Below are 25,031 nucleotides of genomic sequence, written 5' to 3' on the forward strand. Positions count from 1 at the left end.
TTTAATTTTTAATCATGTGATTATCGTCTTCTAATTCATGGATCTGTAGCGGCTTAGTGAATTTGGCCAGCGATTTAAAGGTGATATTATAATCATCATTATCGAATTCATTGCAGTTGCCAGATATATTATTTGATGAGTAAAAAATGTATTAAAAGAAGTTGGTATCTCAATGGGAACAACTCGCATCAGAACAAGAGGTGCCAACCTCACTCATCAAAGAAGTCAGTAAGAATTTAAGAACTTTTTTGTAAAAGGGGGAGTTATTCAAGAGGGTGGTTAATCTTTTAGCTCTAATCGCCTAACAAGATATTTATAAAAATATTAAATTTTAATAATTAAATCATCTTTAAGTGCAAAAAAAAGTTGTTAATGTATGATTCTAAAAAAGAAATTAGATATAAGTATTTATGAGCACTTTTACTACTGAATATTACTCAAAGAATGCAGAATCGTTTTATGACGCTACTGTAAACATCGATATGACTTCGTTATATGATGAATTTTTGCCTTTCCTTAAGCCAAATAGTTTAATTCTTGATGCTGGTTGTGGAGCTGGTCGAGATAGTAAATTTTTTATTGATCAAGGTTATAAAGTACACGCATTTGATGCCTGTGGAGCATTAGCCTCATTAGCTTCAAAATTAATAGCTCAACCAGTCCAACAAGCCTTATTTCAAACATTCAATACTTCTAATAAATTTGATGGTATATGGGCTTGCGCCTCTTTACTTCATGTTCCTATGAATGAACTTTCAGAAGTGTTAGCAAAATTAATCTCACTACTTACTGACAATGGGGTCTTTTATTGTTCTTTTAAACTAGGCAGTGAAGAGGTTATTCGAGGTGGTCGTATGTTTACAAACTTAAATGAATATAGTTTTATGCAATATGTTCAAGGCTTACCTATTTGTATTGTTAAGCAGTGGCGGACGGGGGATTTAAGAGAAGGGCGTGAATCTGAACAGTGGCTGAATGTTATTTTACGAAAGGAACCCGTTAATGGTTAATACTCAGTCATCAAATTTACAATATGGAGGTTCACAGCTTACCGTTGGTAATAATGATCCGCTACTCCCCAAATTAATTCAAGCGATCAATCATGCCGATCAAATCGAAATAACAGTGTCATTTATACAAAGAAGTGGATTAGCTCTGTTATTTGAACCTTTAAAAGATGCACTAATTAATAACTGTCAGTTAAAACTGCTTACCTCAGACTATTTAGATATAACTGATCCTATAGCATTAAGGGAGTTAATGACACTGGTTGATAGAGGTGCCGATATTCGTATTTATCAAAGTGACAATCAACAAAGCTTCCACATGAAATCATATATTTTTATAAAGACAGACAATAGTTTACTAAATGTCGAAATTATTGATGGGTGTGCTTATATTGGATCTAACAATATCAGTAAAAGTGCATTAACAAATGCTCATGAATGGTGTTTTCGTCACGACTTTAAGTTACCTGCAGATTCAAAAGAAGCACTCACCTTTAATGAGATTCGTGATGCCTTTTCTACTATTTTTACCCATCCTAAAGTGCACTCGTTAACCAATGATTGGATTTCTAAATATTTAAAACGCAGGCGTGTGATGAAATTTATTAGCGTGAATGAACCTGGGTTCTCACATGAACCTATTGAGGTAATCACCCCAAATGATATACAGCTTGAAGCTTTAAAAGCTTTAAAGGTAACTCGCGATAAAGGTTATCAAAAAGGATTGGTTGTATTAGCGACAGGGATGGGTAAAACATGGTTATCAGCTTTTGATGTAAAGCAAATGAATGCTCAACAAGTATTGTTTGTTGCTCATCGAGAAGAAATTCTAATTCAAGCTCAAAGAACATTTGCGCAATTATTGCCGGATAAAAAAACAGGTTTTTATAATGCAAAGAATAAAGAGCAGTCTGCTGATATATTATTTGCCTCAGTTCAGACTATTGGAAAACAGATACACCTAGATAAATTTTCTAAAACACATTTTGATTACGTTATCGTAGATGAGTTTCATCATGCTAGTGCTGCTATTTATCAATTACTCCTTAAGTACTTCGAACCTGAGTTCATGCTCGGGTTAACGGCTACGCCAGAAAGAACTGACCAAGCAGATATTTGTGCGCTATGTGATAACAATTTAGTTTATGAGCGTAATTTAACACAAGGTATCGATAGTAAAATATTGGTGCCATTTCATTATTATGGAATATGGGATGGAAGTGTTGATTACAGTGCTATTCCATGGCGAAATGGACGGTTCGATCCTGAATTAATCGAATATCAGTTTGTAACTCATAAAAGATTTCTACATGTTTTTGAACATTGGAATAAACATAAGCAAAAAACCACTCTTGCATTTTGTATCTCTACAAAGCATGCAGATTTCATGGCTGAATGTTTTAATAAAAAAGGAATTAAGGCGGCTTCAGTACATAGTCAATCAAGTATTCGCCGTAATGATGCTCTGTCTCAACTAGCCAAAGGCGAGTTAGCGATCATATTTTCCGTTGATTTATTTAATGAGGGAACAGATTTACCTGCTATTGATACTATTTTAATGTTAAGACCTAGTGATTCTAAGATCTTATTCTTACAACAGTTAGGTCGAGGATTGCGTTTACATGAACATAAGTCGCATCTTGTTGTGTTAGATTTTATTGGAAATCATCATTCATTTTTAAATAAACCTGCAGCCTTATTTGGCAGTAGTTCTGTTAAAGAGACATTAATAAAATACAAAGCTCCAAGCCTCAGTGAAGGTTGTTATATTAATTATGATATTGAAATCACTGATTTTTGGGAAGTGTTGTCAAAACAGCAACGTACAACTGCATTGGAGGACTATCAAAGCCTATATGAGCAAGTTGGGCATCCTCCAACAGCCTCTGAATTCTATTTGCAGTATGGAGGTTTAAAAAAAGTAAATAAGCAATATGGTAACTGGGTTCAACTTGTACAGGAGGCTGAAAAGCAAAATAACATTCAACGTTTGCCTGAAGAATATTTAAATTATTTATCCGCGGCTGTACAAACAACAAGTATGACAAAGTCTTTTAAAGCTATTTTATTAAAGGCATTTTTACACTTAGATGGATTTGTAAGGCCACCTTTGCTTGAAGACTTAAGTGCTGAAAGCCACAAGGTATTAAAGTCTTATCCGCATCTTTTTGAAACTGAGCTCCCTGATAAAGAGCGTAAAAGTGAAGCCAGAAGTAAAGTCTGGTTGAGTTATTGGAAACGTAATCCAATAAGAGCCTTTACAACGGTTAATAAGAACGGATCCAAATGGTTTTCTATTGTTGATGATAAATTTGTAGCCAATATTGATATATCAACAGAAAACAAGCAAGTTTTTGAACAGTGGGTACAAGAATTGTTGGATTTAAGGTTACTAGAATATAGACAACGTGAAACTACAACAAGTATCCATAAAGATGCCGATGTTATTAAAATAAAAGCAGATAATTTAGCTGAAAGTAAACGTGAAAAATTAAAGTTTTATCCTAATTTAAAGATTGCATGTGGGCATTTTAAAACAGGTGAAACCTCGGAAGTTGAGTTTAGAGATGCTCCTGATGGTTACGGCCACTTGGATAGTAATAAACACTTCTTAGCTCATGCAACAGGTAATTCAATGAATGGTGGTAAACAGCCTATATTAGATGGGGATTTACTTTTGTTAGAGTTGATCACACCTGATAGCGCAGGCTCATTACAGGGGCAGACGGTTGTTATAGAAAACCATGAAATGACAGGAGATGAGTTATATTTACTCCGCGATATTAAAAAACTAAGTGATGGTCAATATCAATTAGTTGCTAAAAATAGTGATTATGAAAGTATTATTGCTGACGAAGAAATGAAACCGTTGGCTAGGCTTAAAAGTGTCATTGCAGAATATTAGAAATGTTACTTTTACTTTCAAAGAAATAATAAGTAAAAGAGTCATTTAAGTTGTGTATTTTAAGGCTAACTCAATAGCCTTAATATTTATTAGATTGGTGTTTTACACTGCTGCTTGTGCGATGTTTTTGATACGGCCTACGATTGAGCGTAAACCATTGCCGCGAGTAGGGCTGAGGTGCTTTTCGAGATCTAAAGCTTGGAAGTAAGCTGAGATATCAAAATCTACAATCTGTTTTGGCGTTTTATGGTCAAATGCGGCTAAAACTAAACCAAGTAAGCCACGTACGATGATGGCATCGCTGTCGACGGAGAAAATCAGTAAATCGCCCTCAGTACCAGGTTGTATCCAAACATTACTTTGACAGCCTTTTACTAGGCGTTCTGTGGTATGCCATTTATCGTCGAAAGCGGGCAGTTGCTTTCCTAAATCGATAATATATTTATATTTATCTTCCCAGTCGTCAAAAAATGTTAAGTCTTCAATTATCTCTTCTGTAGTTGGTAATGACATGGAACCTCTAATATTTATACTTTATAGACAGGGTAAAAAAATCGCTCTTAACTAGTTTATAAAACAACTACCTAAGTGCGATTTATTATATTGGATTATGTGCAAGGGTGAAAGAGGTTAGAAGAAAAGCCCTGATTCTAATTGTGCTTCTTCACTCATCATCTCTCTTGACCAAGGTGGATCGAACAAGAGTTCAACTTTTACATGGTCAACATTGGGTACTTTAGCAACACGATATTCAACGTCGCTGACGAGTACTGGGCCCATGCCACAACCGAGTGCGGTTAAGGTCATGTCGATAGAGACGGTTTTGTTACTTTGCTCTACTGACACTTTATAGATTAAGCCTAGAGAGACTAAGCTAATTGGGATCTCTGGGTCGTAGATACCATCTAATGCTTGCCATACCTGATCTTCATCAATTTCATCTTTACCAAGGTCTTCAAATTCTAAGACTTCAGATTGCTGGCCAATCGCTGATGCATCGGTGCCATCAATGCGCAACATGTTGCCCATCCAAGTCACTGTATAGTTACCACCGAGGCTTTGGTTAATAGAGATAAATTCTCCCTCAGGAATAACCGTTGGCTCTCCTGTTGGGACTCTACGCGCTGCACAAGCGCGTTGTGTTACTACCATTTTTTGCATCAGTTAGCTCACATTAAAGCTTTCGCCGCAGCCACATTCAGCTACAACGTTAGGGTTGTTATATTTAACAACTTGATTAATACCTTCGGTAACAAGGTCAATCTCTGTGCCGGCTATCATCATCATTGATTTCGCTGCAACAGCAATATCAAAATCAGAAAATTTGATAATAATATCGTCTTCAGCTGGCTGGTCTTCGATTTCAAGTACGTAAGCAAAGCCTGTACAGCCACTTACTTTGGTACTGAGTCGTATAACACTGTCTGGCTTATTGGCCATTTGTGCTGAAAAGTATTTTTCTGCGGCATCGGTTAATAAGATGTTCGCTGTTGGGTCAAATACAGATACGGTCATTAAAAGCTCCTAAGACAACATTGTTTTTGCTTTGTTGAGTGCAACAAATAAAGCATCAATATCATCGAATGTATTATAAATAGAGAAAGAAGCGCGTGCAGTACCTGGCACGTTAAAGCGCGACATTAAAGGTTGTGCACAAAGGTCGCCCGTTCTGATTGCAATGCCTTGCTGGTCAAGCAAGAAGCCAAGGTCGGCAGGGTGCCCTTGCTCTAGTACGAAACTGAGTACACCGATCTTGTTTTTAGCGTTACCAATGATGGTTAAGCCTTCAAAGGCCTCTGCTTGTGCAGTTGCGTAAGCAAGCAGGGCATTTTCATGCGCTAATACGGCTTCTTGGTCAAGTTCACTAAACCAACGTACTGCTTCACCCATGGCTATTGCGCCACCGACATTGGGTGTGCCTGCTTCAAATCGGTATGGGAGTACGTTCCAAGTGGCATCTTGTAATGTTACTGTCGCGATCATCTCGCCGCCAGTGCGCCATACAGGCCAATTTTCAAGAACGGATGTTTTGCCCCACAGTACGCCGATGCCCATCGGGCCGTAGATTTTATGTGCTGAAAATGCATAAAAATCACAACCGATATCTTGTACATCTGCCCAACCATGTGCCGCACCTTGTGCGCCATCAACTAAGACTAAAGCATTCACTTTTTTTGCTTTTTCTGTCATTGATTTAACGGGGTTGATGGTACCCAGTACGTTGGATACATGCGGGAAAGCAACGAATTTTGTGTTGTCATTAAGCAGACTTTCATAGGCCGCTTGATCCAGTTCACCCGCATCGGTAACAGGGACGGTACGCAAAGTTGCACCGGCTTCTTTACAGGCATGTTGCCATGTTACTAAGTTAGCATGGTGATCCATTTCCGTTGCAATCACTTCATCACCTGGTGACAGTAAAGTCCGTAAACCGTTGGCGACAATGTTAATACTTTCTGTGGTGCCGGTTGTCCAAATCACTTCTTCACGCTTTGGCGCATTGAGAAATTTCTGGATAATATCACGTGCATTTTCAAAACCACGTGTTGCTTGATCGGCCAGAAAATGTGCACCACGGTGCACATTTGAATTACTGTTCGAGTAATAATCAACCATCGCATCAATCACACATTGTGGTTTTTGTGTGGTCGCTGCGTTATCTAAATACACCAGTGGCTTTCCATTGACTTGACGCTTTAGAATTGGAAATTGTTCGCGAATAGCTAATACATCAAAACTCATTAAACTCTCACTTAGTTTACTTTCATGGTAGAGAAGCGTGCTCGGATAATTGGACGAATCCATTCTGCGAGTACTTTATTTGGCATTAAATCAATTAATTCATTAATGAAACCAAAGTTTAAGATCACGTTGGCTTGTGCGCGATCGATGCCTCTCGTTTGTAAGTAATACAAAGCTTGTTTATCCACTTCTGCAGACGTTGCACCATGGGCACAACGTACATCATCAGCATAAATTTCTAATTCTGGTTTTGTATTGATTTCAGCTGTTTTGGATACCAGTAAGTTACGGTTATTCAATTCCGCTAATGTTTTTTGCGCATCACGGTGAATATGGATTCGACCGTTGAAGACTGCTTTAGCACGGCCACCGACGATACAACGCACGTTTTCTTCTGTGGTACCGTTTGGCATTGCATGCTCAACCGTTGCATGCAGATCAAATAGCTCGTTATTATCTAGCAAGTAGATTGCATTGAGTTTTGCATCGACAAATTCACCTGAGTGAATGATGTCAGTGTCTAAACGTGATAAATCACTGCCAAATGCCACGATAGTGCTGTGCATGGTTGAATGATCTAGCATGTTGAAGTGACAACCACCCACAGAGACATTGCTACCAGTTTGTAATGCAAAGCGGTAATGCTCTAAGTGTGCTTTTGGCGATACAAAGTATTCAACAAAAGCGGTATTTAGTGTTTCACCTTGTGCTTGAACATCTTCAATCACTGCAAGCTCGGCGCCTTCACCTAGTGTTACTTGAACACGTGTGTGAGATTCAGCACCTTGGCTTAATAGTGAGCTAATACGTACAGGTTGTTCAATTTTAACACCAGCTTCAACATTCACGATCACGACGTCTTGTGCTAATGCATCATTCACTAAACCGAATAAGTGACGATCTGGCTTCACTTCAGAGAAGTCAGCAACTGCTTGCGATTGTTGTGCCGCTGCTAGTTCACTACCTAAGGTTACTGTTAATCCTGTTGGTAATGTGTCGCTTAATTGGCTTTTATCTAATTTGCCATTTTTAAAGACTAATTCAATAGCAGATAAGTCGGCAATGGCTAATGGTGTTAAGTCACTCACTACGTCAAGCTGTGTTGCTTTAGTGCTTTGGATTGCACGCAGTGGGGTATAACGCCACGCTTCTGTTTTACGCGTCGGCCATTTCGTTGTTGATAACAATTCAAGTGCACGGCTACGTTTGGGATTTAACCAATCGTCAATTTTTTGCCCTCTTGAGATGGCATTTTCTAACCATTCGCTCATCTATTAACCCTCAATTTCTTCGTCTTTGTGAGTTTCTAACCAAGCGTAACCTTGAGATTCTAGCTCTAGTGCTAGTGAAGCGTCACCGCTTTTCACGATTTTACCGTCAGCTAATACGTGAACAAAATCAGGTTTGATGTAGTCAAGTAGGCGTTGGTAATGCGTTACTACGATAAAGCTACGGTCAGGAGAACGTTGGCTATTAACACCTTCAGCTACCATTTGTAGTGCATCGATATCTAAACCTGAATCGGTTTCATCTAAAATACACAGTCTTGGCTTAAGCAGTAACATTTGCATTAATTCGTTACGTTTCTTTTCACCACCAGAGAAGCCTTCATTCACGCCACGCTTTAAGAATGCAAGCGGTAAGTTAACTTGTTTACAGGCTTCTTTTGCTTGCTTTAATAGCTCAGAAGAAGTGATCGGCTCTTCGCCGTTTGCTTCACGGATAGCATCAACAGACGCTTTTAAGAACTCTAAGTTACTGACGCCTGGGATTTCAACAGGGTATTGGAAGGCAAGGAATAGGCCTGCTGCAGCACGCTCTTCAATTTCCATCTCTAGCAAATCTTTCCCGTCGAAGGTGATTGTACCGCTATCGACTTCGTAACCTTCACGTCCAGATAAAACATAGCCCATAGTACTTTTACCGGCACCGTTTGGACCCATGATTGCATGAACTTCACCTGGTTTAATATCTAGATCAAAACCTTTGATTATTTGTTTTTCTTCAATGCTTGCGTATACATCTTTAATTGTTAATAAACTTTTGTTGTCTGACATTTTAATAATCCTTAACCTACAGAGCCTTCAAGGCTAATCTCTAATAATTTACTTGCTTCAACGGCAAATTCCATTGGTAGCTCTTTGAATACTTCTTTACAGAAACCATTGACGATCATTGATACTGCTTTTTCAGGATCAAGGCCGCGTTGGCGACATAGGAACATTTGTTCGTCACTTACTTTTGACGTTGTTGCTTCGTGTTCAATAATCGCAGAAGGGTTACGGCTTTCAATGTACGGGAAAGTATGTGCACCACATTTATCGCCGATCAGTAGAGAGTCACACTCTGTAAAGTTACGTGCGCCATCGGCTGTTGGTGCCATTTTTACTAAACCACGGTAACTGTTATTACTGCGGCCTGCTGAGATACCTTTAGTAATGATTGTTGACTTGGTGTTTTTACCAAGATGGATCATTTTTGTACCGGTATCGGCTTGTTGTCTGCCACGTGTTAATGCAACTGAGTAGAATTCACCGACACTGTCATCGCCTTTCAGGATACAGCTTGGGTATTTCCAAGTAACGGCAGAACCCGTTTCAACTTGTGTCCAAGAGATCTTCGCTTTGGTGTGGCAAATACCACGTTTAGTAACGAAGTTGTAAATACCACCTTTACCGTTCTCATCACCTGGGTACCAGTTTTGAACAGTAGAGTATTTAATTTCTGCATTATCGAGTGCGATTAATTCAACTACCGCTGCGTGTAATTGGTTTTCATCACGCTGAGGCGCTGTACAACCTTCAAGGTAGCTTACGTGACTGCCTTCATCGGCAATGATAAGCGTACGTTCAAACTGACCGGTATTTTGTTCGTTAATACGGAAGTAAGTAGATAGCTCCATTGGGCAACGTGTGCCTTTAGGAATGTAAACGAATGAACCATCAGTGAATACGGCGCAGTTTAATGCTGAGTAGTAGTTATCTTTACGGCCAACAACACTACCAATGTATTTTTTAACTAGCTCAGGGTATTCAACAATCGCTTCAGAAATAGGGCAGAAGATAACACCTGCTTCCTGTAGTTTCTCTCGGAATGTAGTCACTACTGATACTGAGTCAAATACGGCATCAACAGCAATACCCGCAAGCATTTGTTGCTCGATAAGAGGGATACCTAGTTTTTCATAGGTACGCAGTAATTCAGGGTCAACCTCATCTAATGACTTTGGTTTATCTTTCATACTTTTAGGTGCAGAGTAGTAAGAGATAGCTTGAAAATCTACTTTAGGGTAGTCAACTAAAGCCCAGTCAGGCTCTTCCATTTTCAGCCATTCTCTGAATGCACCAAGACGCCATTCCAGCATCCACTCTGGTTCATTTTTCATTTTAGAAATTCGCGTAATAACACTTTCATCTAAACCTGGTTCAAAGGTTTCTGACTCAATATCAGAAATAAAACCAGCTTCATATTCTCTTGCTAGTGCTTCATCTATCTCTACTTGCACTGTCATATAAAACTCACTCTTTGTCGGGGGAGGATGGTAATAATCGTTTTATCTTTTGCTAACTAACCAATCATTTCGCTAGTTGGGATAGTAAATAATTGACTATCAATTCTTTGTTCAGTTTTATTGTTTTGTTGATCATGTTGACGCATCAAATCACCTAAACTGATCTTACTTAAAAAATCATGTATTTGGTCACTTAAGTCACACCATAAGTAGTGAGTTAAGCAAGTGACGCCATTTTTACAATCTGCACTTTTTTACATCCGGTTGCGTCAATGACTTCATTAACGGCATCCATAATCTGCGCTACAAAAATATCGTCAATTGAACGACCTAATTGATAGCCTCCACCTGGTCCCCTTACACTCTTTACTAAAGAGACACGGCGAAGTTTAGAAAATAACTGCTCAAGATAAGATAATGAGATACCTTGGCGTTCTGAAATATCTGATAATGACACTGGGCCTTGTTCTGGATGTAATGCAAGATCAAGCATTGCAGTTACCGCATAACGGCCTTTTGTTGTTAAACGCATAAGCTATCCAATTCAGTCAATTATTCTTGAGTAGTAATGATACATAAAACCTACTGTTTTAATCAAGTATTTACTTGACTATTTTAGTCGGATATCCAAAAAGTTATTTAGATCATTGCGTTATATATTATTAGAGACTGCTGGTAGGTCGCCGATGAGGATAAATTAACACCATTTAAAAGGTAATTATTATCATTTCACTATCACTTTATTTATTTTAAGTCTGAACACATTGTTTGCGCGGCATTTTAGCGAATAATGAGGGCTTTATAAAGGAATAATCTAAGACTGTAGGTGCAGCCATATATTAGCGGGAAATAGTGAGTAGGGTGCTAAATTATTGGAATGGACGTTGACGATAAAAGCAAAAAAGGTGAATCATTGCTGATCCACCTTGTTATTAGGTTATGTGTGACTTAATAAGTGTATTTACATACGGTAAGTTAAGTTCAAACCTACTGTACGACTTTGACCTACAGAGGCACGGTAGCCACCGTTAATTAAGTAAACGACATCTTCGTCTGTTAAGTTAGTGATGTAACCACTGATTAATAGGTCGCCAATAGTATAATCAACACTTGTGCCTATGATGGCGTACTCACCTGCTTTGTAGTCTTCTGTGTTATCTAAGTCAGAATAGTATTCACTGACGTAGGTCACATCCGCACCTAGGGTTAAGTTTTCACCCACGTATTGCGTTAATGCAAGTGATGCATTGAAGTCTGGTGCATTAGATAGTTCGTTACCAGCAAAGCTGTCATCGCTATCTACTTCAGTTTTCAATAAACCAATTGCAGGACGAACTTCTAAGCTATCCGTTAACCAATGTGATAATTCTACTTCTAAGCCCATAGTATGTGATTCATCGACATTAGTGATTTTGTAATCAGAGATACCTTGGTAGTCTTCGTAGTCATTGTAGAAAATCGCGGTATTGATCGACGTGCTGTTATTAAAGGCTGTTTTAGCACTGAACTCATAAGCAGTCACAGACTCACTTTCGTAAGTGTAAACTTCAGAAGCGCCGCCGTAGTTATAGTAACCAAGACCACCTGAGTTGTAACCTTGACGTACCGAGATGCCGAATGTTGTGTCTTCAACAGGGCTGTAAGTGAAGGCTAATTTAGGTAAAAGATAAGTGTCTTGTATGTCATTATCTACTTCATTAGTTACATAAGTAGCAGAGAATTCTCTATGTTGCTTTTCACGTTGAACACGTGCACCAGCAGTCACTGTGAATTGGTCATCAATGTAATAGTTCATTTCACCAAATACACCTACACGTGTTTCATCGGTTTTACCTTCCGTAGAGTAACTTTCACTTGAAACGGTGTTTTCTCTATCTGCGGCCATGATCCCTACAAAACCATCGAATTTTGAATCAGTGGGTGTGAAGGTTAATTGGCTTTCAATTTTAGCAGTTTTATCTTTAAAGTTATAAGTTTGCTCAGTTGGGTATTGATCAAAAATATTTCTTTGGCTGTTGTATGATATTAGCGTCTTACTGGTTACTTGACTGTTAATTTTGTAGTTAATTTCAGTAGAAACATTATATACATCAGAGTCTTGAATACGAGTGTTGTAACTGTAGTCACGGCCTAGGTATTCGTTGTAATTCGTACCGAGTGTGAGCGTTTCGTCTTCATAACCTGTACCACCATCCCAGTTTGCCCAGTTTAAGTAGTTACCATCGGCTTTACGGTAGTTGGTTGTCAATTTGATTGATAGGTCTTCGTTGAATGCTGGTTCCCACAATAACTTACCGCGGAAGTTTAAATTTTGTGAATCTTCAGGATCAACTGGAATACTGTCACCGTCATAAGTAATGTAGCTTTGACCATCGGTACCATCGAAGGCAAAACGATAAGCTAACTCATCATTAATTGGACCAGACGCCATTAAGGCAACGTTTTTCATTACGTTACCGTTTTCGTAAATTTCTGCACCACCGCGAATAGCATATTCAGGCGCAAACGTTGGATCGTTAGTTTTAACTGAAACAGCGCCCCCAATTGAGTTTTCACCTTGAGTTGTTGATTGAGGGCCACGCAATACTTCTACTTGTTGAACATCCCAAACACCTGAACCACTAAAGTTATAGCCTGTAAATGCATCTGAAACACCGTCTACATTAGTATCAACACGCTGACGAGCACCGCTTCGTATTGCATAGAACCCCGTTGCAGCACCACTACCGTTAACACCACGGATATTGACACTACCAAAACCAGAAGTCACAACATTGGGGGCTTTAATGACCACATCATTAACCGTTTTTGCACCCGTATGATCGATATCTTCACCGTGTATAACGGTGACTGCGGTGGTGGTATCTTTGATATCGCGATCCATTTTTTCACCTGTCACAATCATCACTTCTGTGTGTGAAGGTTCTTCTGCCATGACTTGACCGCTTAACGCGAGCATAATGCCTGCATATACTTTGCAATGCTTCATATTTCCTGATTCCATTTAATGTTGTTTTTATGTTTGTTGTTAATGATATTGATTCGCATTAATGATAAGGTAAATACTTTCAAGTTCACAGCATAATAGGTTATGCAAAATGGCTATTTGGTTATGGAAAAAAATAATATGAAGTTTCAAGGAAAGTTAAAGCAGGTTTTACCTAAAGGTACTTTTATTCGAACAATGGGGGATTTAAGGCAAAAAACCATCTTTTCTGATAGCCATTCTATTAGCAGTAATCCTACCAATAAGAAACAAAGTTTAGCATTAATAGAGGGGGATCTTATATCTTACCAAGCAGACAATAGCTTTATTCTGCATGGCGGAAAAACCAAAGAGTTAGTTGATTTTCAAGTACTTGCTACCGCTAAAAAATCGCTTTGTATTACCATCTTGTTAGAGGGTAAGTTAGATTTTGGTTATGATGACTTGAACTTTTTATATGATGCGATTGAGCAACCGCGGGCTGTGATCGTAAGCCTAACTCGCTCTGTGAGCTTTCGCCGTACCCTCTATAAAAATAATCAAGTGACTAAGCTTAATCTTATTTTACCGCATGAGTGGATTGCACAACGTATTCTATCGGACGACAATTTTAGCCAATTAGTCAATCAGCATTTGGCGCACTTTGAGCTTCAAATCAATGCTGAAATAATAGCGTTGACCAGTGACATTATAAAATCCAGCAAGCCAACGTCGCATATTGAACAGATGAATCTTGAATCGTTAACCCAACAATTATTGCTTCAAGTCTTTGTGCAACTAAATGATGCCACTCAGGCTCTTAATCAGTTCGAGTGCGGTCATTCAGCTCATGAATCGTTACAATACGATCCAGTATTGGATAAATTAGTCTCTTATATAGAGGCTAATTTAGATCAGGATATGTCGGTTAGCGATTTAGCTAAATTTTCAGCAATGAGTATCTCTAGTTTGCAGCATAAGTTTAAAAACTCTATGGGAGTCAGTGTATTAAGCTATATTCGTCGTCGTCGTTTAAATATTGCTAAACAATTACTAGAAGCCGGTTCAATATCTATTTCTGAAGCCGCTTACAATGCTGGTTATCGTCATCCTTCCAATTTTACTAGCGCATTTAAAAAAGTGTTTGGCATACCGCCGCAGGATCTCATGCTTAAAACCGATCAGGTTTAGTTATCTAAATGACAAGTTATCTTATTCTTTATTAACATCTCTGTTAAAAATCATAAAGGTTATTAATGAACAACGCATTATCCTTAGACAATCTATTAACACAGTTTCATCTTTCAAGTAATGCCATCGGTTCATCTCGATGGTGGAATAATCTCACTAAAAGTGCTGCAGCGCCCTTTATCAAAGTCCAACAGGATGGCTGCTGCAGGGTGTTATTCATATGGCGTGATCCCGAGGGCGAACAGCATTCATCATTAACAAGTTCAGTTATTTTAAATGTTAATGGACTGACTCATCATAATACTTGGCAACCTAGCTGCTTAGTGCGGTACAAGGAGAGTGATGTCTGGTTTGCTTGCTTAACGATCGATGCTAAGTGGCGTGGTAGTTATTGTTTTATTCCAATTCAACACCATCAATCCCCAGCGCTTACTAAACAGCGCTGCGACGGCAGCAGAGCAGCACAACGTCGTTGGTGGTTAGAAGTGGTAAAACAGCAGAAGGTGGATCCATTAAATTCAGGTTCGTCAATTGCCTCCGGTTGGGGACTGAGTTCGCCATTACATTTACCCAATGCACCACAAGAATTAGGGTGGAATGAATGGGATCAAGGAACACTTAATAATTTGCCTATTGCTGAAAACATCCCTGTGAATTGGCCTGCTACCGAGCTCAACCGAGAACGACAATGTACTATTTTTTCAACGGCGGCGGGCAGTGCGCCTTTGGTTATTTTATTGGATGGAGAAAAATGGGGGGCCGATACGGGCACCTTATCGGTACTGCAATATTTAACTAATATTAATCAACTTAACGCAGCACATTATTTATTAATTCCATCTATTGATAATAAAACACGTTGGCAGGAGTTAAGCTGTTATCAACCTTTTTGGCAGTCGGTCACTGAGCTTTTGTTGCCGCAAGTGGAAGAGCAGCTATCGCAAAGGGGTCAATCAGTCACAGAATATCTTGTCGCAGGGCAAAGTCTAGGTGGTTTATCTGCTGTGTACGCGGGGATATATTTTCGACAATATTTTAGTAAAGTGATCTCCTTATCTGGTTCATTTTGGTGGCCTGAAATTGAAAGAATGCAAGATCCTGACGCATTTAAAGTCGCTAATCCTGAGTGGGATAAAACAGCACCCAAAAACAGTTTAGCTGACCAGGCATCAAATAGTGAGATTAGTGTGGCTGGCTTAGATATTTACCAGACAGTTGGCAATGCAGAGAAACAGTTACGTGTTTATAACGACTTACATTATAAAATTTTTAAGGAAAAAGGGGCTAATATAACTTATCAGACAGTGGAGGGTGGCCATGACTGGTTATCATGGCGTTCATCGTTAATGAATGGTTTAGTTACCTTGTTACCCGCATAAGCTTGATTTTATTAATTTTAAATTAATTCGCCGTTTTTCTTCCTCGTGGAATAATGAGCGGCGTATTAGAAACAGGATCAGCTAAAATTAAACAGGATAAACCAAATACTTGTTGGATAATTTCTTCGGTTACAATCTCATTAGGTGCACCTGTAGCAATAACTTGGCCTGACTTTATCATGATTAAATGATCTGCATAACGACATGCATGATTCAAATCATGTAATACCGCAACCAATGTATGCCCTTGAATCTTATTAAGATCTTGGAATAGATCCATTAACTCGATTTGATGTGCAATATCCAAGTAAGTGGTGGGCTCATCTAATAACAGTAGTGATGTTTCCTGTGCTAATGCCATGGCCACCCATACTCGTTGACGTTGCCCGCCTGATAATTGATCCACGTTAAGCTCTGCATAATCTATTACGCCAGTCGCTTGCATCGCTAATTCAACGGCATTTTGGTCTGCTTCAGACCATGGTTGAAACCATTTTTGATGCGGGAATCGGCCCCGTGAGACTAAGTCAATGACCTTAATACCATCGGGAGCGATCGCTGATTGCGGTAATAAACCTAACCTCTTCGCCACTTCACGTGTTGATTGGTGGTGAATATTCTTTCCATTTAATAAAATCTCACCGGATTGCGGGACTAATAAACGGCTTAAAGCGCGTAATAGGGTGGATTTACCGCATCCATTGGGGCCTACAATAACGGTAAATTTACCGTGAGGAATATCAACGGAAAGGTCTTTGGCAATCACGTTTTGTTCGTAGGCTAGGGTGACTGATTGGGTAGATAGCGCCGCTTGTTTTGTTTCTACTGTGTTTACAGCGCTTAGCTGAGAGGATTGTTGTGTCATTATTTACCTTCTCGAATAATTAAATAAACCAGGTATAGGCCACCTAAACTAATGGTGACAAGGCCGACAGGCAAGGTCGCGTCTTGCATACTATGTTGAGCAATAAAATCAGCACTCATAAGTAATAACGCACCGACTAGCGCAGAACCCACTAGGGTAATATGTTTTTGTGGATGTAATCGACGTGCTATTTGTGGAGCCGCTAGTGAAATAAAAGAGATAGGGCCTGTAATTGCTGTGGCAACTGCCGTTAAAGAGACGCCAATTAACATGATGATTAAGCGTGTTTTATTGACTGAGATACCTAGTGCAGCGGCTGTATCATCGCCCATTTCTAACAATTTCATGCGCGTATTAAGCAGGAGTGCTAAGCCCATTAAAGCGACAATTAATAGCGTTGCCGGCATGATCCGTAACCAAGTCATGCCATTAAGTGATCCTGCGCTCCAAAGTGCTGCGGTCATTGCCGTTTCTAATGATACGGTCAGCGATAGCCATTGATTAAAGGCGGTTAAGGTCGCACTGATCGCAATGCCTACGATAATCAGCCTAAAACCTGAATGGCCATTTCGATAAGCAAATAGGTAGACTAAAATAGCGGCGCATAAACCACCTATGATTGCCCCAACAACACTGTACCAGTAGATATTTCCAAAGAGGGCAATGGCGATCAGTACCCCAGTAAATGCACCTACGTTAAAGCCTGTAATGTCGGGACTACCGAGTGGGTTTCTCACTAAGGATTGAAAAACCGCACCACTTATACCGAGTGCTGCACCAATGATTATTGCTGAGAATAATCTTGAAGCACGCCATTGCCAGACGACTATCGATTGATATTTGTCTGCTTTGCCGCTGATTAATTGCCAAATATCTTGTAGGTTATTGGCAATATCATCACCGATGAACAAGGTAAAATAAACTAAAGTTAATGCGCTAGCTAATACTAAGGCTTTGCTTAGTAGATTGTTTGTCATGGCGCTCATAAACTACTGGCTCCTTTCCGGCGTACCAGATAGATAAGAATAGGTGCGCCAATAAAGGCGGTGACGATAGATACTCTTAATTCGCCGACGACCAGTAAACGACCAATAATATCGGCAATCAGCAATAAGCACGGAGTGAGGATGAAACTGAATGGGATTATCCAGCGTTGATCTGGGCCGACCATCCAACGTGCAATATGCGGCATCATTAAACTAACAAACCCTATTGGTCCGGCTGCGGCGGTGGCTGCACCACATAATAAGGTGATGGTAATTAACCCAATGATCTGAACTCGTATAGGATTACTTCCTAAGGTTGCTGCTAACGCGTCACCTAAACCAAATGCATTTAATGCAGGTGTAATGCTTAAGGCCAATAAACACCCAACAATAACTATCGGCGCAATATACAAGGGCACTGACAAGGTACGAATATCTAAACTGCCTACTGTCCAAAACCGTATTTGATCAAAGGCGAGTGGGTTAAATAAGATTAATGCTGAACTTAGCCCAGCAAACACAGCGCCTAAGGCGATACCTGCTAAGGTTAACTTAAGTGGGTCAACTTTACCGGCACTGAGGCTACCAATGGCAAAGATGAGTAAACTGGCGACTAATGAACCTAGTGCGGCATAAATGAAAAACGCGCTAAACTGCGTTGCGCCTAAAAAGACTACGGCGATGGCAACGGCTAAACTCGCGCCTAAATTGATGCCCAGTATGCCTGGGTCAGCGAGCGGGTTTCTGGTAATTGCTTGAATTAATGCGCCTGACGTACCCAAGGCCATTCCTACAAATAAGCCGTTTAAGGTTCTTGGTAAGCGCCCCTCAAAGATGATGGTACTGGTTAACCCTGTTTGATCGGATAATAGCACCTGATAAATATCATTGATGGATATAGGTTTAGCCCCAATGCATAGGCTGGCAACCATGATTAGCGCTAACAATAGGATGCAAAGGATTAACCACTGATAACGACTTGTTACACTTTTTTGTGTTTGGCCATTAATCATTGTTGTTGCCAAAGAGCATTTGTAATCGTTTCAATAAATTGCTGGCACTGTAATAATCGAGCCTAAAAGTATCGCTACCCACTGCGTATACTTGTTTGTTCTGAATCGCTGGATTTGATTGTAAAAAAGGATTGTCTAATACTTGTTGTTGTGTCGCTTTTTCAGCTGAAAATAACAGAATGGATTTTCCTGTTACGGCATCTGCGAATCGCTCGCCTTTAGCAATAATAATATCATTGCGAACGCCCATACTGATATCGCCTTTGATCGACTCAGGGACAGTGGCAAGGGTGAAGCCCAAGGTTTCAAGTAAACGGCCTTGAGCTGATTGGCTTGTCCAAATACTGGCACCACTGTCATCTAGCGTATAGACCATGGCGGTAGTGGGTTGGGCGGGTAAGGTAATATTTTGTTTAGTTTGTTCGACTTGTTGTTGAAATGAATTGATCACTGACTCGGACTGAGTTTCTAATCCAAAGAGGTTTCCAAAGGTTTGTGCTAGTTGGATCCAGCTTTTATCATCGTAACGGATCACCAGTGTTGGGGCGATATCTTTAAGTTGATCGTATAAACGCATTGCGGAATCAGCACCAGTTGCTGAAATAATGATCACATCGGGTTGCGCTTTGATGATGGCTTCGGCATTGGGTTCACTTTGATATAACGCTTTTACACCACGTTGCTCTGCAATCGTGTCCCATTGACGCATAAACCCTTTTTCTGAAGCGACATTAGTGTTGGGCATCGTTGCTCCTGAAGCCACTAAAGGGGCATCTATTGCCAACAAGGTGCCTGATAGGGTAACACTGGTAGAGACAATACGCTTAGGCGGTTCCTCAATAGTCACTAACCCTTGTGAGGTCATGATACTTCTTGGCCAGCCAGACGGGGATTTTTCTATTTGATCTAGTGCTAATGTTGAATTGGATGTTTGAGAATCATCACAACTTGCTAATACAAGCCCGATGAAAACAATCAAGAAAGGGCGGACAAGCAATCGGATCATGTGTAACACCTTGAAAAAAATAAAATGATTATATAGATAAATTCATTAATTTTGTACTAATGATAATCATTAATATTAACGCAGGGGATCTAATCACTGATTAAGGTGGTAACTGATCGCTCACACAAACTAAACTGACAAATAAACTGGCGACCTATGTGCATCGTATCAGATAAATATTGGCATAAAACTAAGGTCAGCTGTTTTGTAGTAAAATCCAGCTTGGTCACCTTGGCTGCATGAAAATCAATATAGTGGCCAAACTCTTTAAATATCGCTTTATATAAGCTCTCTTTTGCTGAAAAAATTAACGTGACTGCCTGCTCAAAGCTTATATGAGGTAGCATCATTTGGTATTCATCTGCTTCAACAACAATGTTATCCACTAAGCAATGTGCATCGGCGGTAGATAACCAATGTTCAATATCGATGCCTAAAAAATGTATATTTTGTGACTTAGTGATGACACACTGTGCCATATTGTTTGAGTGGGAGATAGAACCAAGCAATCCCGGAGGCCATATTGGTGCTTTGTGCTGGTCAATTTCAATATTTATGCCTTCATACCCTAACTCTTTCATGGCTATTTTAGCCAAATAACGACCTGCTAAAAATTCACTTTTACGCTTTGCCACTGCATTATGCAATGCATTGGGCATTGCAATATTAAGGGTCTTGAAATGGTTATTATTAAAACGAGTTGAGTCAAAATGACAACTGGCTAATACTAAATGCCCTTGAATTTGTATCGATACAGAGTCTGTATCGATACAAACAGGGTTATCTAGTGGCAGGTTATTGGCACATTTTAGATTGAACACTGATAACCTTATTTACCTAAGGTTGCACCACCATCAATAACAATATCCTGCAATGTTATATGGTTGGCTTGTGAGGAGCATAGGAAGACAATGGTTTCAGCGATATCTTCTGGTATTGCTAACTTACCGAGTGGGATACCTGGTTTAAACTGTTCAGGAAATCCATTAATGGTGATTTTTTCACCGGTTTCATTTTTGCCATAGCGACCATTGCATCGGCGTTTGTGTTGAGCCCGGTGATACTACATTACAACGAATACCGTATTCAGCAAGTTCAATACCCGCCACCATGGTTAAATTGGTTAACGCGGCCTTTGATGCACTGTATGCTGCCATTGACATACGAGGCATATGCGTTGCATTTGACGAGACACTGACAATGGCGCCTGTATTAGCAGCCTTCATCACTGGAATCGCTTGTTGCATCAAATTAAATGCGCCAGATACGTTAACATCAAAAGTACGTTGCCATTGTTTACTACTTAACTCCGTTATTTTTCCCATCTGTAAGATACCTGCCACATTCACTAATGCATCAACATTGTTGTCTGTTTCCAATAGCGACTGGCAAATCTCTTTCACAGCTTGCTCATTACTAATATCTAACGTGACCTGTTTGATTTGGCTGTGAGGGTGATCAAACTGTTGATCAAAGCCAATCACATTAGCCCTCAATTGTAGGAACATTTCTGCTGTAGCCGCACCAATACCTTGGTTAGCACCTGTTACCCACACTGTTTTATTGAGCCATTGCTGAGAATTCGCCGATTGTGTTGCCATTTAAGCCTGTCCTTCTTGACCTGATGATTGGGAGATAACTTGCCAGAAACCATCCACACTAGGTGCTTTAGCTAGGTCTACAAAGGTGGCATTGATACCTTGTTGTTGCCATTTAGCAATTAGCGTCATGACCGCAACAGAATCTAATCCAAAATCCATCAGATTGTCGTCATCCTGTAGCTCATCAGCGTCTTCAATAAAGGGCGCTATTTGAGCGCGTAAACTTGATTTGGTGAAGGCAATATTATGTTCAGTGCTCACAGGTGTATTGATAAGGTGATCTTTACTGACCACTCTGCCGGCATTTCTAGCAATATAGTTGAGCGCTAATAAGTGGTCTTCTCGACTGAAGTCGGCAATACCATCGGCCACTATAAAAGGTTTTATGTCATTCATAAATGCATCCACACCGGTTTGCATGACGCCGATATGACCATAAATACCGCAGATAAGCAGTTGATCACGTGATGAGTTATCCATCATCTCTTTAAGCGGTGAGCGATAGAATGCGCTGTATCGCCATTTAGTTAGCACGATATCATCTTGATCTGGGCATAACGCATCAATGATAGGTTGCTTTCCTGGATGCTCTGGCAAACCTTTTCCCCACATATCATTGAGTAATGCGCGGTCACCCTTTGGTTGTTGTTGAGGTTGTGCGGTGTAATACACTGGGATATTGTTGGTTTTACAATACTGTTTAAGCTCCGCAATATGCTTTACGACTTGGTCGATTAATGGATTATCTTGACCGTAAAATTCGACAAAATATTGCTGCATATCATGAATTAGTAACGCTGATTTATGGGGTTCAAAAGGCCAAGATACTTTATTGGTTGGGATCTCTTCTGACGTTGGTAATGTATAAGCGGCAAGTGATTTAATAGACATAATTATCCTGTTATTCAGTAAGTTGTAGAGAAGTTAGTGCGCGTAAAGCACGTTTGTCGATTTTACCTACGGCGGTTTTGGGTAAATTATCAACAAAGGTAATACGATCTGGAATTTTGTAAGAGGCAACACCTTGCTCTCTTAAGAAGCGGCGAACATCTCTGGCTTTTATTTCTGATTTGTTAATGATGTAAGCGCAACTGCGTTCGCCTAATACGGGATCTTCCATGGCCACTAATGCAACGTCTGAGATAGCTGGAAGCTGTAACATCAGCTCTTCTACTTCTTGCGCATCAATTTTTTCGCCACCCTGGTTTATTTGGTCTTTATTACGGCCCATTACAATTAAATAGCCAGTTTCAGTTTGTTTTACTAAATCACCGCTACAATAAAAACCGTGTTCATCAAAAGCTCGGCTATTAGCAATAGGGGCGTTGTAATAACCTCTGAAGGTATAGGGACCACGTGTCCATAGCGCGCCGACTTCGCCCTGTTTAACCGGGTTACCTGATTCATCGAGTATTTTAACCTCATCACAAGGTGACATAGGTTTACCTTGCGTATGGGTGATATGCCATTGGTTGTCAGTAAAGTGGTGTAATTGACTAACCCTTCAGCCATGCCAAACACTTGTTGTAATTTGCACCCCAACACAACACTGACTTTTTCTGCGATGGTACTACTTAACTTAGCGCCACCGACTTGAATAAGCGTGAGTGTATTAAGTTTAGATAGTTGATTGGTTTGATCATCAGCGACTGCATTTATCCAGAGGTGTAATGGCAGGTGGCACTAATGAAGTCATATTGACTTTATGCTGCTTGATTAATTCAAAACAAGTGGTTGGGCTTGGATCGGGCGCGGTAACAACCGTACCGCCAGCAAAAAATACGCCCAGTGCACCTGGCGAACTCAGGGTAAAGTTATGTGGTGCTGGGAGGGCGCATAGGTAAACGCAATCTGAGTTAAGTTGACAGATCACAGCACTTTGTCTGATGCTGTAATAGTAGTCATTATGTGTGCGAGGAATCAATTTTGGAGTGCCGGTACTCCCGCCAGATAGCTGGAAGAAAGCAACCTGATCCGCTGCCGTTTGCAGCGTAACTTTGTCCGCATAGCTGCCATCTAACAACAATGATTTTTTCTCATCAAGCCAGTGCATATCAGCGAGTAGCTTCGTTTTTTCATTATCTGACTGAATAGGTGACACTAATAAAGCTTGGCTGTTGTTTGTGCCATACTGCGCTAATGTTGTGATTAAGGTGTTTTGCTGCTCTTCGGTGGTTAATAAAGGATGCTCTGTTGATAAGATATATAAAGCAGGATTGAGTTGCTGAGCAAATGCCGTTAACTCATGAACGCTATGATTAAATAACGCATTCACTGTGGCGATACCGCATTTTAGTAAAGCAAAATACACAATATAAAATTCAGCACTATTTGGTAATTGCACTAGTGCTGTCGATCCTGCTGGGATCGCTTTTAATGCTATTTCGCGAGCAAGTTGATTACTGAGTGCTTCAATTTGTTGGTAAGTGAACTCTCTGTTGTGACAAATAATCGCTGTTTTATGGCCATTTTCCGTCAGTTGTCCATCGATAATATGTGTTAAGGGTTGATTGTTCCAGTAGCCTTTTTTAACGTATTCTTCTGCAAATTGTTCAGGCCATGGCGTAAATTGAATTGTCATTATGAAAGTACCATCGTCTGTGCTGATTGTTGTGTTTCGTTAGCGGCATTAAAACCAAGTGCGCTTAACATGGTATTTAGTTTTGCTTCCGTTTCATTGAATTCTGCGGCTGGATCAGAGCCTTCTACTATGCCTGCTCCTGCATAGAGGCGAATGGCATTTTGTTGGATCACTCCACAGCGAATAGTGACGACCCATTCTCCATTGCCTTGAGAATCCATCCAACCAACAGCGCCACAAAATTGTGCGCGTTCATAGCCTTCTAAATGTTGGATAGTTGCTTTTGCTAAATTCGCTGGTGTCCCGCAAATTGCTGGGGTAGGGTGAAGCGCATAAGCGAGATCAAGTGCCGAGGTATTTTCTGACGTTAAAGTGCCATCAATCTTAGTGGATAAATGGATCATGGCAGAGGTTTCGATAATTGAAGGAGCTTCTGGATTGTTAATCTCACTGCAAAAGGGCTGGAGGTGTTGATAAACGGCATCGGCCACTAATTTATGCTCGAAACGGTCCTTGGTACATGACCATAACTCATCAGAAAGTGCGTCGTTTTGTGTCGCTATTGCGGTGCGTTTTCTTGATCCCGCTAACGGGTTACTACTGACTTGATTACCCTGTTTTTTAACTAACAATTCTGGACTGGCTCCCACTAAGGTACTGCCATTGGATTGTGGAATTGAAAAAACATAGGCAGAAGGGTTTTGCTGATATAAAACGCGCGCCATGCGTTGCGCATTTAAAGTGCCAGATGTTTGTACATCGATGGCCCTAGATAAAACAACTTTATCTAATTGTGTATTTTTTGAGAGCGATAAGGCCTTATTAACTGCTCCTTTGAAATGTTGTTCACCAGTCACTTGTGATAATGAAATTAGTTTAGTGCTATCGATTTCCTGAGTCTCAGTACCGTCACTAAAATGTTCGGAAAATGTACTGCTATTTGGAATAAAGAACTCGGTTTTTTGATTGATATCGAAGGGAATTGAACCAATCGCAATAGGGTTTTCATGGCCATTTTCTTTTAGTTTTTTTAAATGACTTTTAACAGAGATTATAAATTCAGACGTATCCAATCCCTCATTTGAAAGTGTCTTTTTCACACCCTCCGTTGTCAATATTTTGTGTGGAGAGGTAAAAATGAACTCCATTTTAGCTTGCTTGGTTTTCTGTTTAATATTTTTTTGATCAAGGTTTTCAGTATTCATTAGTAGGTTCCCCTGTAAACTGAATGCTTATTTTTAAAATCAACGGCTCTCATAAATCATTAATAAATATAAAT

23 protein-coding genes and 2 pseudogenes are annotated in these 25,031 nt (G+C 39.9%); 4 read left to right on the top strand and 21 right to left on the bottom strand.

Translation table 11 applies throughout. The annotated features are described in order from the left end of the window. The first annotated feature begins 410 nt into the window (after nucleotides 1-410). Both ACLKL2_RS01570 and ACLKL2_RS01575 read left to right on the top strand, forming a co-directional pair. Nucleotides 411-1,010, top strand: coding sequence for a class I SAM-dependent methyltransferase (locus ACLKL2_RS01570; RefSeq protein ID WP_413693114.1), 600 nt, complete (start codon nucleotides 411-413; stop codon nucleotides 1,008-1,010). Further along, complete coding sequence (locus ACLKL2_RS01575) at nucleotides 1,003-3,912, top strand: DEAD/DEAH box helicase family protein (RefSeq protein WP_413693115.1); 2,910 nt, start codon at nucleotides 1,003-1,005, stop codon at nucleotides 3,910-3,912. Before ACLKL2_RS01570 ends, ACLKL2_RS01575 begins: the two co-directional genes overlap by 8 nt. 102 nt (nucleotides 3,913-4,014) lie before the next feature. Here the strand turns inward: ACLKL2_RS01575 and ACLKL2_RS01580 are convergent, their stop codons facing one another. The 9 genes and pseudogenes from ACLKL2_RS01580 to ACLKL2_RS01620 form a co-directional block, all read right to left on the bottom strand. Continuing rightward, complete coding sequence (locus ACLKL2_RS01580; RefSeq protein ID WP_413693116.1) at nucleotides 4,015-4,425, bottom strand: SufE family protein; 411 nt, start codon at nucleotides 4,423-4,425, stop codon at nucleotides 4,015-4,017. Between the two features lie 117 nt (nucleotides 4,426-4,542). Beyond that, on the bottom strand, nucleotides 4,543-5,076 hold the full coding sequence (gene sufT, locus ACLKL2_RS01585; protein WP_413694222.1) for a putative Fe-S cluster assembly protein SufT: 534 nt from the start codon (nucleotides 5,074-5,076) through the stop codon (nucleotides 4,543-4,545). Further along, a complete protein-coding gene (locus tag ACLKL2_RS01590; RefSeq protein ID WP_113820392.1) occupies nucleotides 5,077-5,427 on the bottom strand; it encodes a HesB/IscA family protein in 351 nt (116 codons plus the stop codon). Between the two features lie 9 nt (nucleotides 5,428-5,436). Continuing rightward, nucleotides 5,437-6,654 (bottom strand): aminotransferase class V-fold PLP-dependent enzyme, encoded by a 1,218-nt coding sequence (locus ACLKL2_RS01595; protein ID WP_413693117.1) that lies wholly within the window; start codon nucleotides 6,652-6,654, stop codon nucleotides 5,437-5,439. 11 nt (nucleotides 6,655-6,665) lie between these two features. Then, nucleotides 6,666-7,925, bottom strand: a complete 1,260-nt coding sequence (locus tag ACLKL2_RS01600) for a SufB/SufD family protein (protein ID WP_413693118.1) — start codon at nucleotides 7,923-7,925, stop codon at nucleotides 6,666-6,668. Between the two features lie 3 nt (nucleotides 7,926-7,928). After that, entirely contained in the window at nucleotides 7,929-8,711 is a 783-nt protein-coding gene (sufC, locus tag ACLKL2_RS01605; protein ID WP_113820395.1) for a Fe-S cluster assembly ATPase SufC, read from the bottom strand. Between the two features lie 11 nt (nucleotides 8,712-8,722). Continuing rightward, entirely contained in the window at nucleotides 8,723-10,165 is a 1,443-nt protein-coding gene (sufB, locus tag ACLKL2_RS01610) for a Fe-S cluster assembly protein SufB (protein ID WP_413693119.1), read from the bottom strand. Nucleotides 10,166-10,221: 56 nt separating this feature from the next. Continuing rightward, a pseudogene (iscR, locus tag ACLKL2_RS01615) lies at nucleotides 10,222-10,697 on the bottom strand (Fe-S cluster assembly transcriptional regulator IscR). A 429-nt stretch (nucleotides 10,698-11,126) separates the two neighbouring features. Then, on the bottom strand, nucleotides 11,127-13,154 hold the full coding sequence (locus tag ACLKL2_RS01620) for a TonB-dependent receptor (protein ID WP_413693120.1): 2,028 nt from the start codon (nucleotides 13,152-13,154) through the stop codon (nucleotides 11,127-11,129). A gap of 123 nt (nucleotides 13,155-13,277) precedes the next feature. Here ACLKL2_RS01620 and ACLKL2_RS01625 point away from each other — a divergent pair, with 123 nt between their 5' ends. Together ACLKL2_RS01625 and fes are read left to right on the top strand one after the other, a co-directional pair. After that, nucleotides 13,278-14,321: a helix-turn-helix domain-containing protein gene (locus tag ACLKL2_RS01625; RefSeq protein ID WP_413693121.1), complete on the top strand. Its 1,044-nt coding sequence runs from the start codon at nucleotides 13,278-13,280 to the stop codon at nucleotides 14,319-14,321. 65 nt (nucleotides 14,322-14,386) lie between these two features. Beyond that, on the top strand, nucleotides 14,387-15,700 hold the full coding sequence (gene fes / locus ACLKL2_RS01630; protein ID WP_413693122.1) for an enterochelin esterase: 1,314 nt from the start codon (nucleotides 14,387-14,389) through the stop codon (nucleotides 15,698-15,700). A gap of 22 nt (nucleotides 15,701-15,722) precedes the next feature. Here the strand turns inward: fes and ACLKL2_RS01635 are convergent, their stop codons facing one another. From ACLKL2_RS01635 to ACLKL2_RS01690, 12 genes and pseudogenes are all read right to left on the bottom strand, one after another. Next, a complete protein-coding gene (locus ACLKL2_RS01635; RefSeq protein ID WP_413693123.1) occupies nucleotides 15,723-16,565 on the bottom strand; it encodes an ABC transporter ATP-binding protein in 843 nt (280 codons plus the stop codon). Next, entirely contained in the window at nucleotides 16,565-17,551 is a 987-nt protein-coding gene (locus ACLKL2_RS01640) for a FecCD family ABC transporter permease (RefSeq protein WP_413693124.1), read from the bottom strand. The genes ACLKL2_RS01635 and ACLKL2_RS01640 overlap by 1 nt, the downstream gene beginning before the upstream one ends. Further along, a complete protein-coding gene (locus ACLKL2_RS01645) occupies nucleotides 17,548-18,564 on the bottom strand; it encodes a Fe(3+)-siderophore ABC transporter permease (RefSeq protein WP_413693125.1) in 1,017 nt (338 codons plus the stop codon). Before ACLKL2_RS01645 ends, ACLKL2_RS01640 begins: the two co-directional genes overlap by 4 nt. Continuing rightward, entirely contained in the window at nucleotides 18,557-19,570 is a 1,014-nt protein-coding gene (fepB, locus tag ACLKL2_RS01650; RefSeq protein ID WP_413693126.1) for a Fe2+-enterobactin ABC transporter substrate-binding protein, read from the bottom strand. Before fepB ends, ACLKL2_RS01645 begins: the two co-directional genes overlap by 8 nt. A gap of 89 nt (nucleotides 19,571-19,659) precedes the next feature. Beyond that, the gene (locus ACLKL2_RS01655; protein ID WP_413693127.1) at nucleotides 19,660-20,391 is read right to left on the bottom strand and encodes a 4'-phosphopantetheinyl transferase family protein; all 732 of its coding nucleotides are present in this window, start codon (nucleotides 20,389-20,391) and stop codon (nucleotides 19,660-19,662) included. Between the two features lie 8 nt (nucleotides 20,392-20,399). Beyond that, nucleotides 20,400-20,567 (bottom strand): SDR family oxidoreductase, encoded by a 168-nt coding sequence (locus tag ACLKL2_RS01660; protein WP_413694223.1) that lies wholly within the window; start codon nucleotides 20,565-20,567, stop codon nucleotides 20,400-20,402. Between the two features lie 13 nt (nucleotides 20,568-20,580). Continuing rightward, a complete protein-coding gene (locus ACLKL2_RS01665) occupies nucleotides 20,581-21,171 on the bottom strand; it encodes an SDR family NAD(P)-dependent oxidoreductase (RefSeq protein ID WP_413693128.1) in 591 nt (196 codons plus the stop codon). After that, complete coding sequence (locus ACLKL2_RS01670) at nucleotides 21,172-22,062, bottom strand: isochorismatase family protein (protein ID WP_413693129.1); 891 nt, start codon at nucleotides 22,060-22,062, stop codon at nucleotides 21,172-21,174. A gap of 10 nt (nucleotides 22,063-22,072) precedes the next feature. Further along, nucleotides 22,073-22,402 carry an AMP-binding enzyme gene (locus ACLKL2_RS01675; RefSeq protein ID WP_413694224.1) on the bottom strand — a complete coding sequence of 110 codons (330 nt, stop codon included), beginning with the start codon at nucleotides 22,400-22,402 and terminating at the stop codon, nucleotides 22,073-22,075. A gap of 108 nt (nucleotides 22,403-22,510) precedes the next feature. After that, nucleotides 22,511-22,636, bottom strand: a pseudogene (locus tag ACLKL2_RS01680) (AMP-binding protein); the annotation flags it as partial. 177 nt (nucleotides 22,637-22,813) lie between these two features. Beyond that, nucleotides 22,814-23,752: an AMP-binding protein gene (locus ACLKL2_RS01685; RefSeq protein WP_413693130.1), complete on the bottom strand. Its 939-nt coding sequence runs from the start codon at nucleotides 23,750-23,752 to the stop codon at nucleotides 22,814-22,816. Then, the gene (locus ACLKL2_RS01690) at nucleotides 23,752-24,957 is read right to left on the bottom strand and encodes an isochorismate synthase (protein ID WP_413693131.1); all 1,206 of its coding nucleotides are present in this window, start codon (nucleotides 24,955-24,957) and stop codon (nucleotides 23,752-23,754) included. The genes ACLKL2_RS01685 and ACLKL2_RS01690 overlap by 1 nt, the downstream gene beginning before the upstream one ends. Nucleotides 24,958-25,031: the final 74 nt, after the last annotated feature.

The organism is Psychromonas sp. KJ10-2, assembly GCF_047323255.1.
GTDB lineage: Bacteria > Pseudomonadota > Gammaproteobacteria > Enterobacterales > Psychromonadaceae > Psychromonas.

Bases quoted from the DNA above. Each gene is read 5' to 3' on its own strand.
- ACLKL2_RS01570 (WP_413693114.1), top strand. From the start codon at position 411: ATGAGCACTTTTACTACTGAATATTACTCAAAGAATGCAGAATCGTTT.
- ACLKL2_RS01575 (WP_413693115.1), top strand. From the start codon at position 1,003: ATGGTTAATACTCAGTCATCAAATTTACAATATGGAGGTTCACAGCTT.
- ACLKL2_RS01580 (WP_413693116.1), bottom strand. From the start codon at position 4,425: ATGTCATTACCAACTACAGAAGAGATAATTGAAGACTTAACATTTTTT.
- ACLKL2_RS01590 (WP_113820392.1), bottom strand. From the start codon at position 5,427: ATGACCGTATCTGTATTTGACCCAACAGCGAACATCTTATTAACCGAT.
- ACLKL2_RS01595 (WP_413693117.1), bottom strand. From the start codon at position 6,654: ATGAGTTTTGATGTATTAGCTATTCGCGAACAATTTCCAATTCTAAAG.
- ACLKL2_RS01600 (WP_413693118.1), bottom strand. From the start codon at position 7,925: ATGAGCGAATGGTTAGAAAATGCCATCTCAAGAGGGCAAAAAATTGAC.
- sufC (WP_113820395.1), bottom strand. From the start codon at position 8,711: ATGTCAGACAACAAAAGTTTATTAACAATTAAAGATGTATACGCAAGC.
- sufB (WP_413693119.1), bottom strand. From the start codon at position 10,165: ATGACAGTGCAAGTAGAGATAGATGAAGCACTAGCAAGAGAATATGAA.
- ACLKL2_RS01620 (WP_413693120.1), bottom strand. From the start codon at position 13,154: ATGAAGCATTGCAAAGTATATGCAGGCATTATGCTCGCGTTAAGCGGT.
- ACLKL2_RS01625 (WP_413693121.1), top strand. From the start codon at position 13,278: ATGGAAAAAAATAATATGAAGTTTCAAGGAAAGTTAAAGCAGGTTTTA.
- fes (WP_413693122.1), top strand. From the start codon at position 14,387: ATGAACAACGCATTATCCTTAGACAATCTATTAACACAGTTTCATCTT.
- ACLKL2_RS01635 (WP_413693123.1), bottom strand. From the start codon at position 16,565: ATGACACAACAATCCTCTCAGCTAAGCGCTGTAAACACAGTAGAAACA.
- ACLKL2_RS01640 (WP_413693124.1), bottom strand. From the start codon at position 17,551: ATGAGCGCCATGACAAACAATCTACTAAGCAAAGCCTTAGTATTAGCT.
- ACLKL2_RS01645 (WP_413693125.1), bottom strand. From the start codon at position 18,564: ATGATTAATGGCCAAACACAAAAAAGTGTAACAAGTCGTTATCAGTGG.
- fepB (WP_413693126.1), bottom strand. From the start codon at position 19,570: ATGATCCGATTGCTTGTCCGCCCTTTCTTGATTGTTTTCATCGGGCTT.
- ACLKL2_RS01665 (WP_413693128.1), bottom strand. From the start codon at position 21,171: ATGGCAACACAATCGGCGAATTCTCAGCAATGGCTCAATAAAACAGTG.
- ACLKL2_RS01670 (WP_413693129.1), bottom strand. From the start codon at position 22,062: ATGTCTATTAAATCACTTGCCGCTTATACATTACCAACGTCAGAAGAG.
- ACLKL2_RS01675 (WP_413694224.1), bottom strand. From the start codon at position 22,402: ATGGGCCGTAATAAAGACCAAATAAACCAGGGTGGCGAAAAAATTGAT.
- ACLKL2_RS01685 (WP_413693130.1), bottom strand. From the start codon at position 23,752: ATGACAATTCAATTTACGCCATGGCCTGAACAATTTGCAGAAGAATAC.
- ACLKL2_RS01690 (WP_413693131.1), bottom strand. From the start codon at position 24,957: ATGAATACTGAAAACCTTGATCAAAAAAATATTAAACAGAAAACCAAG.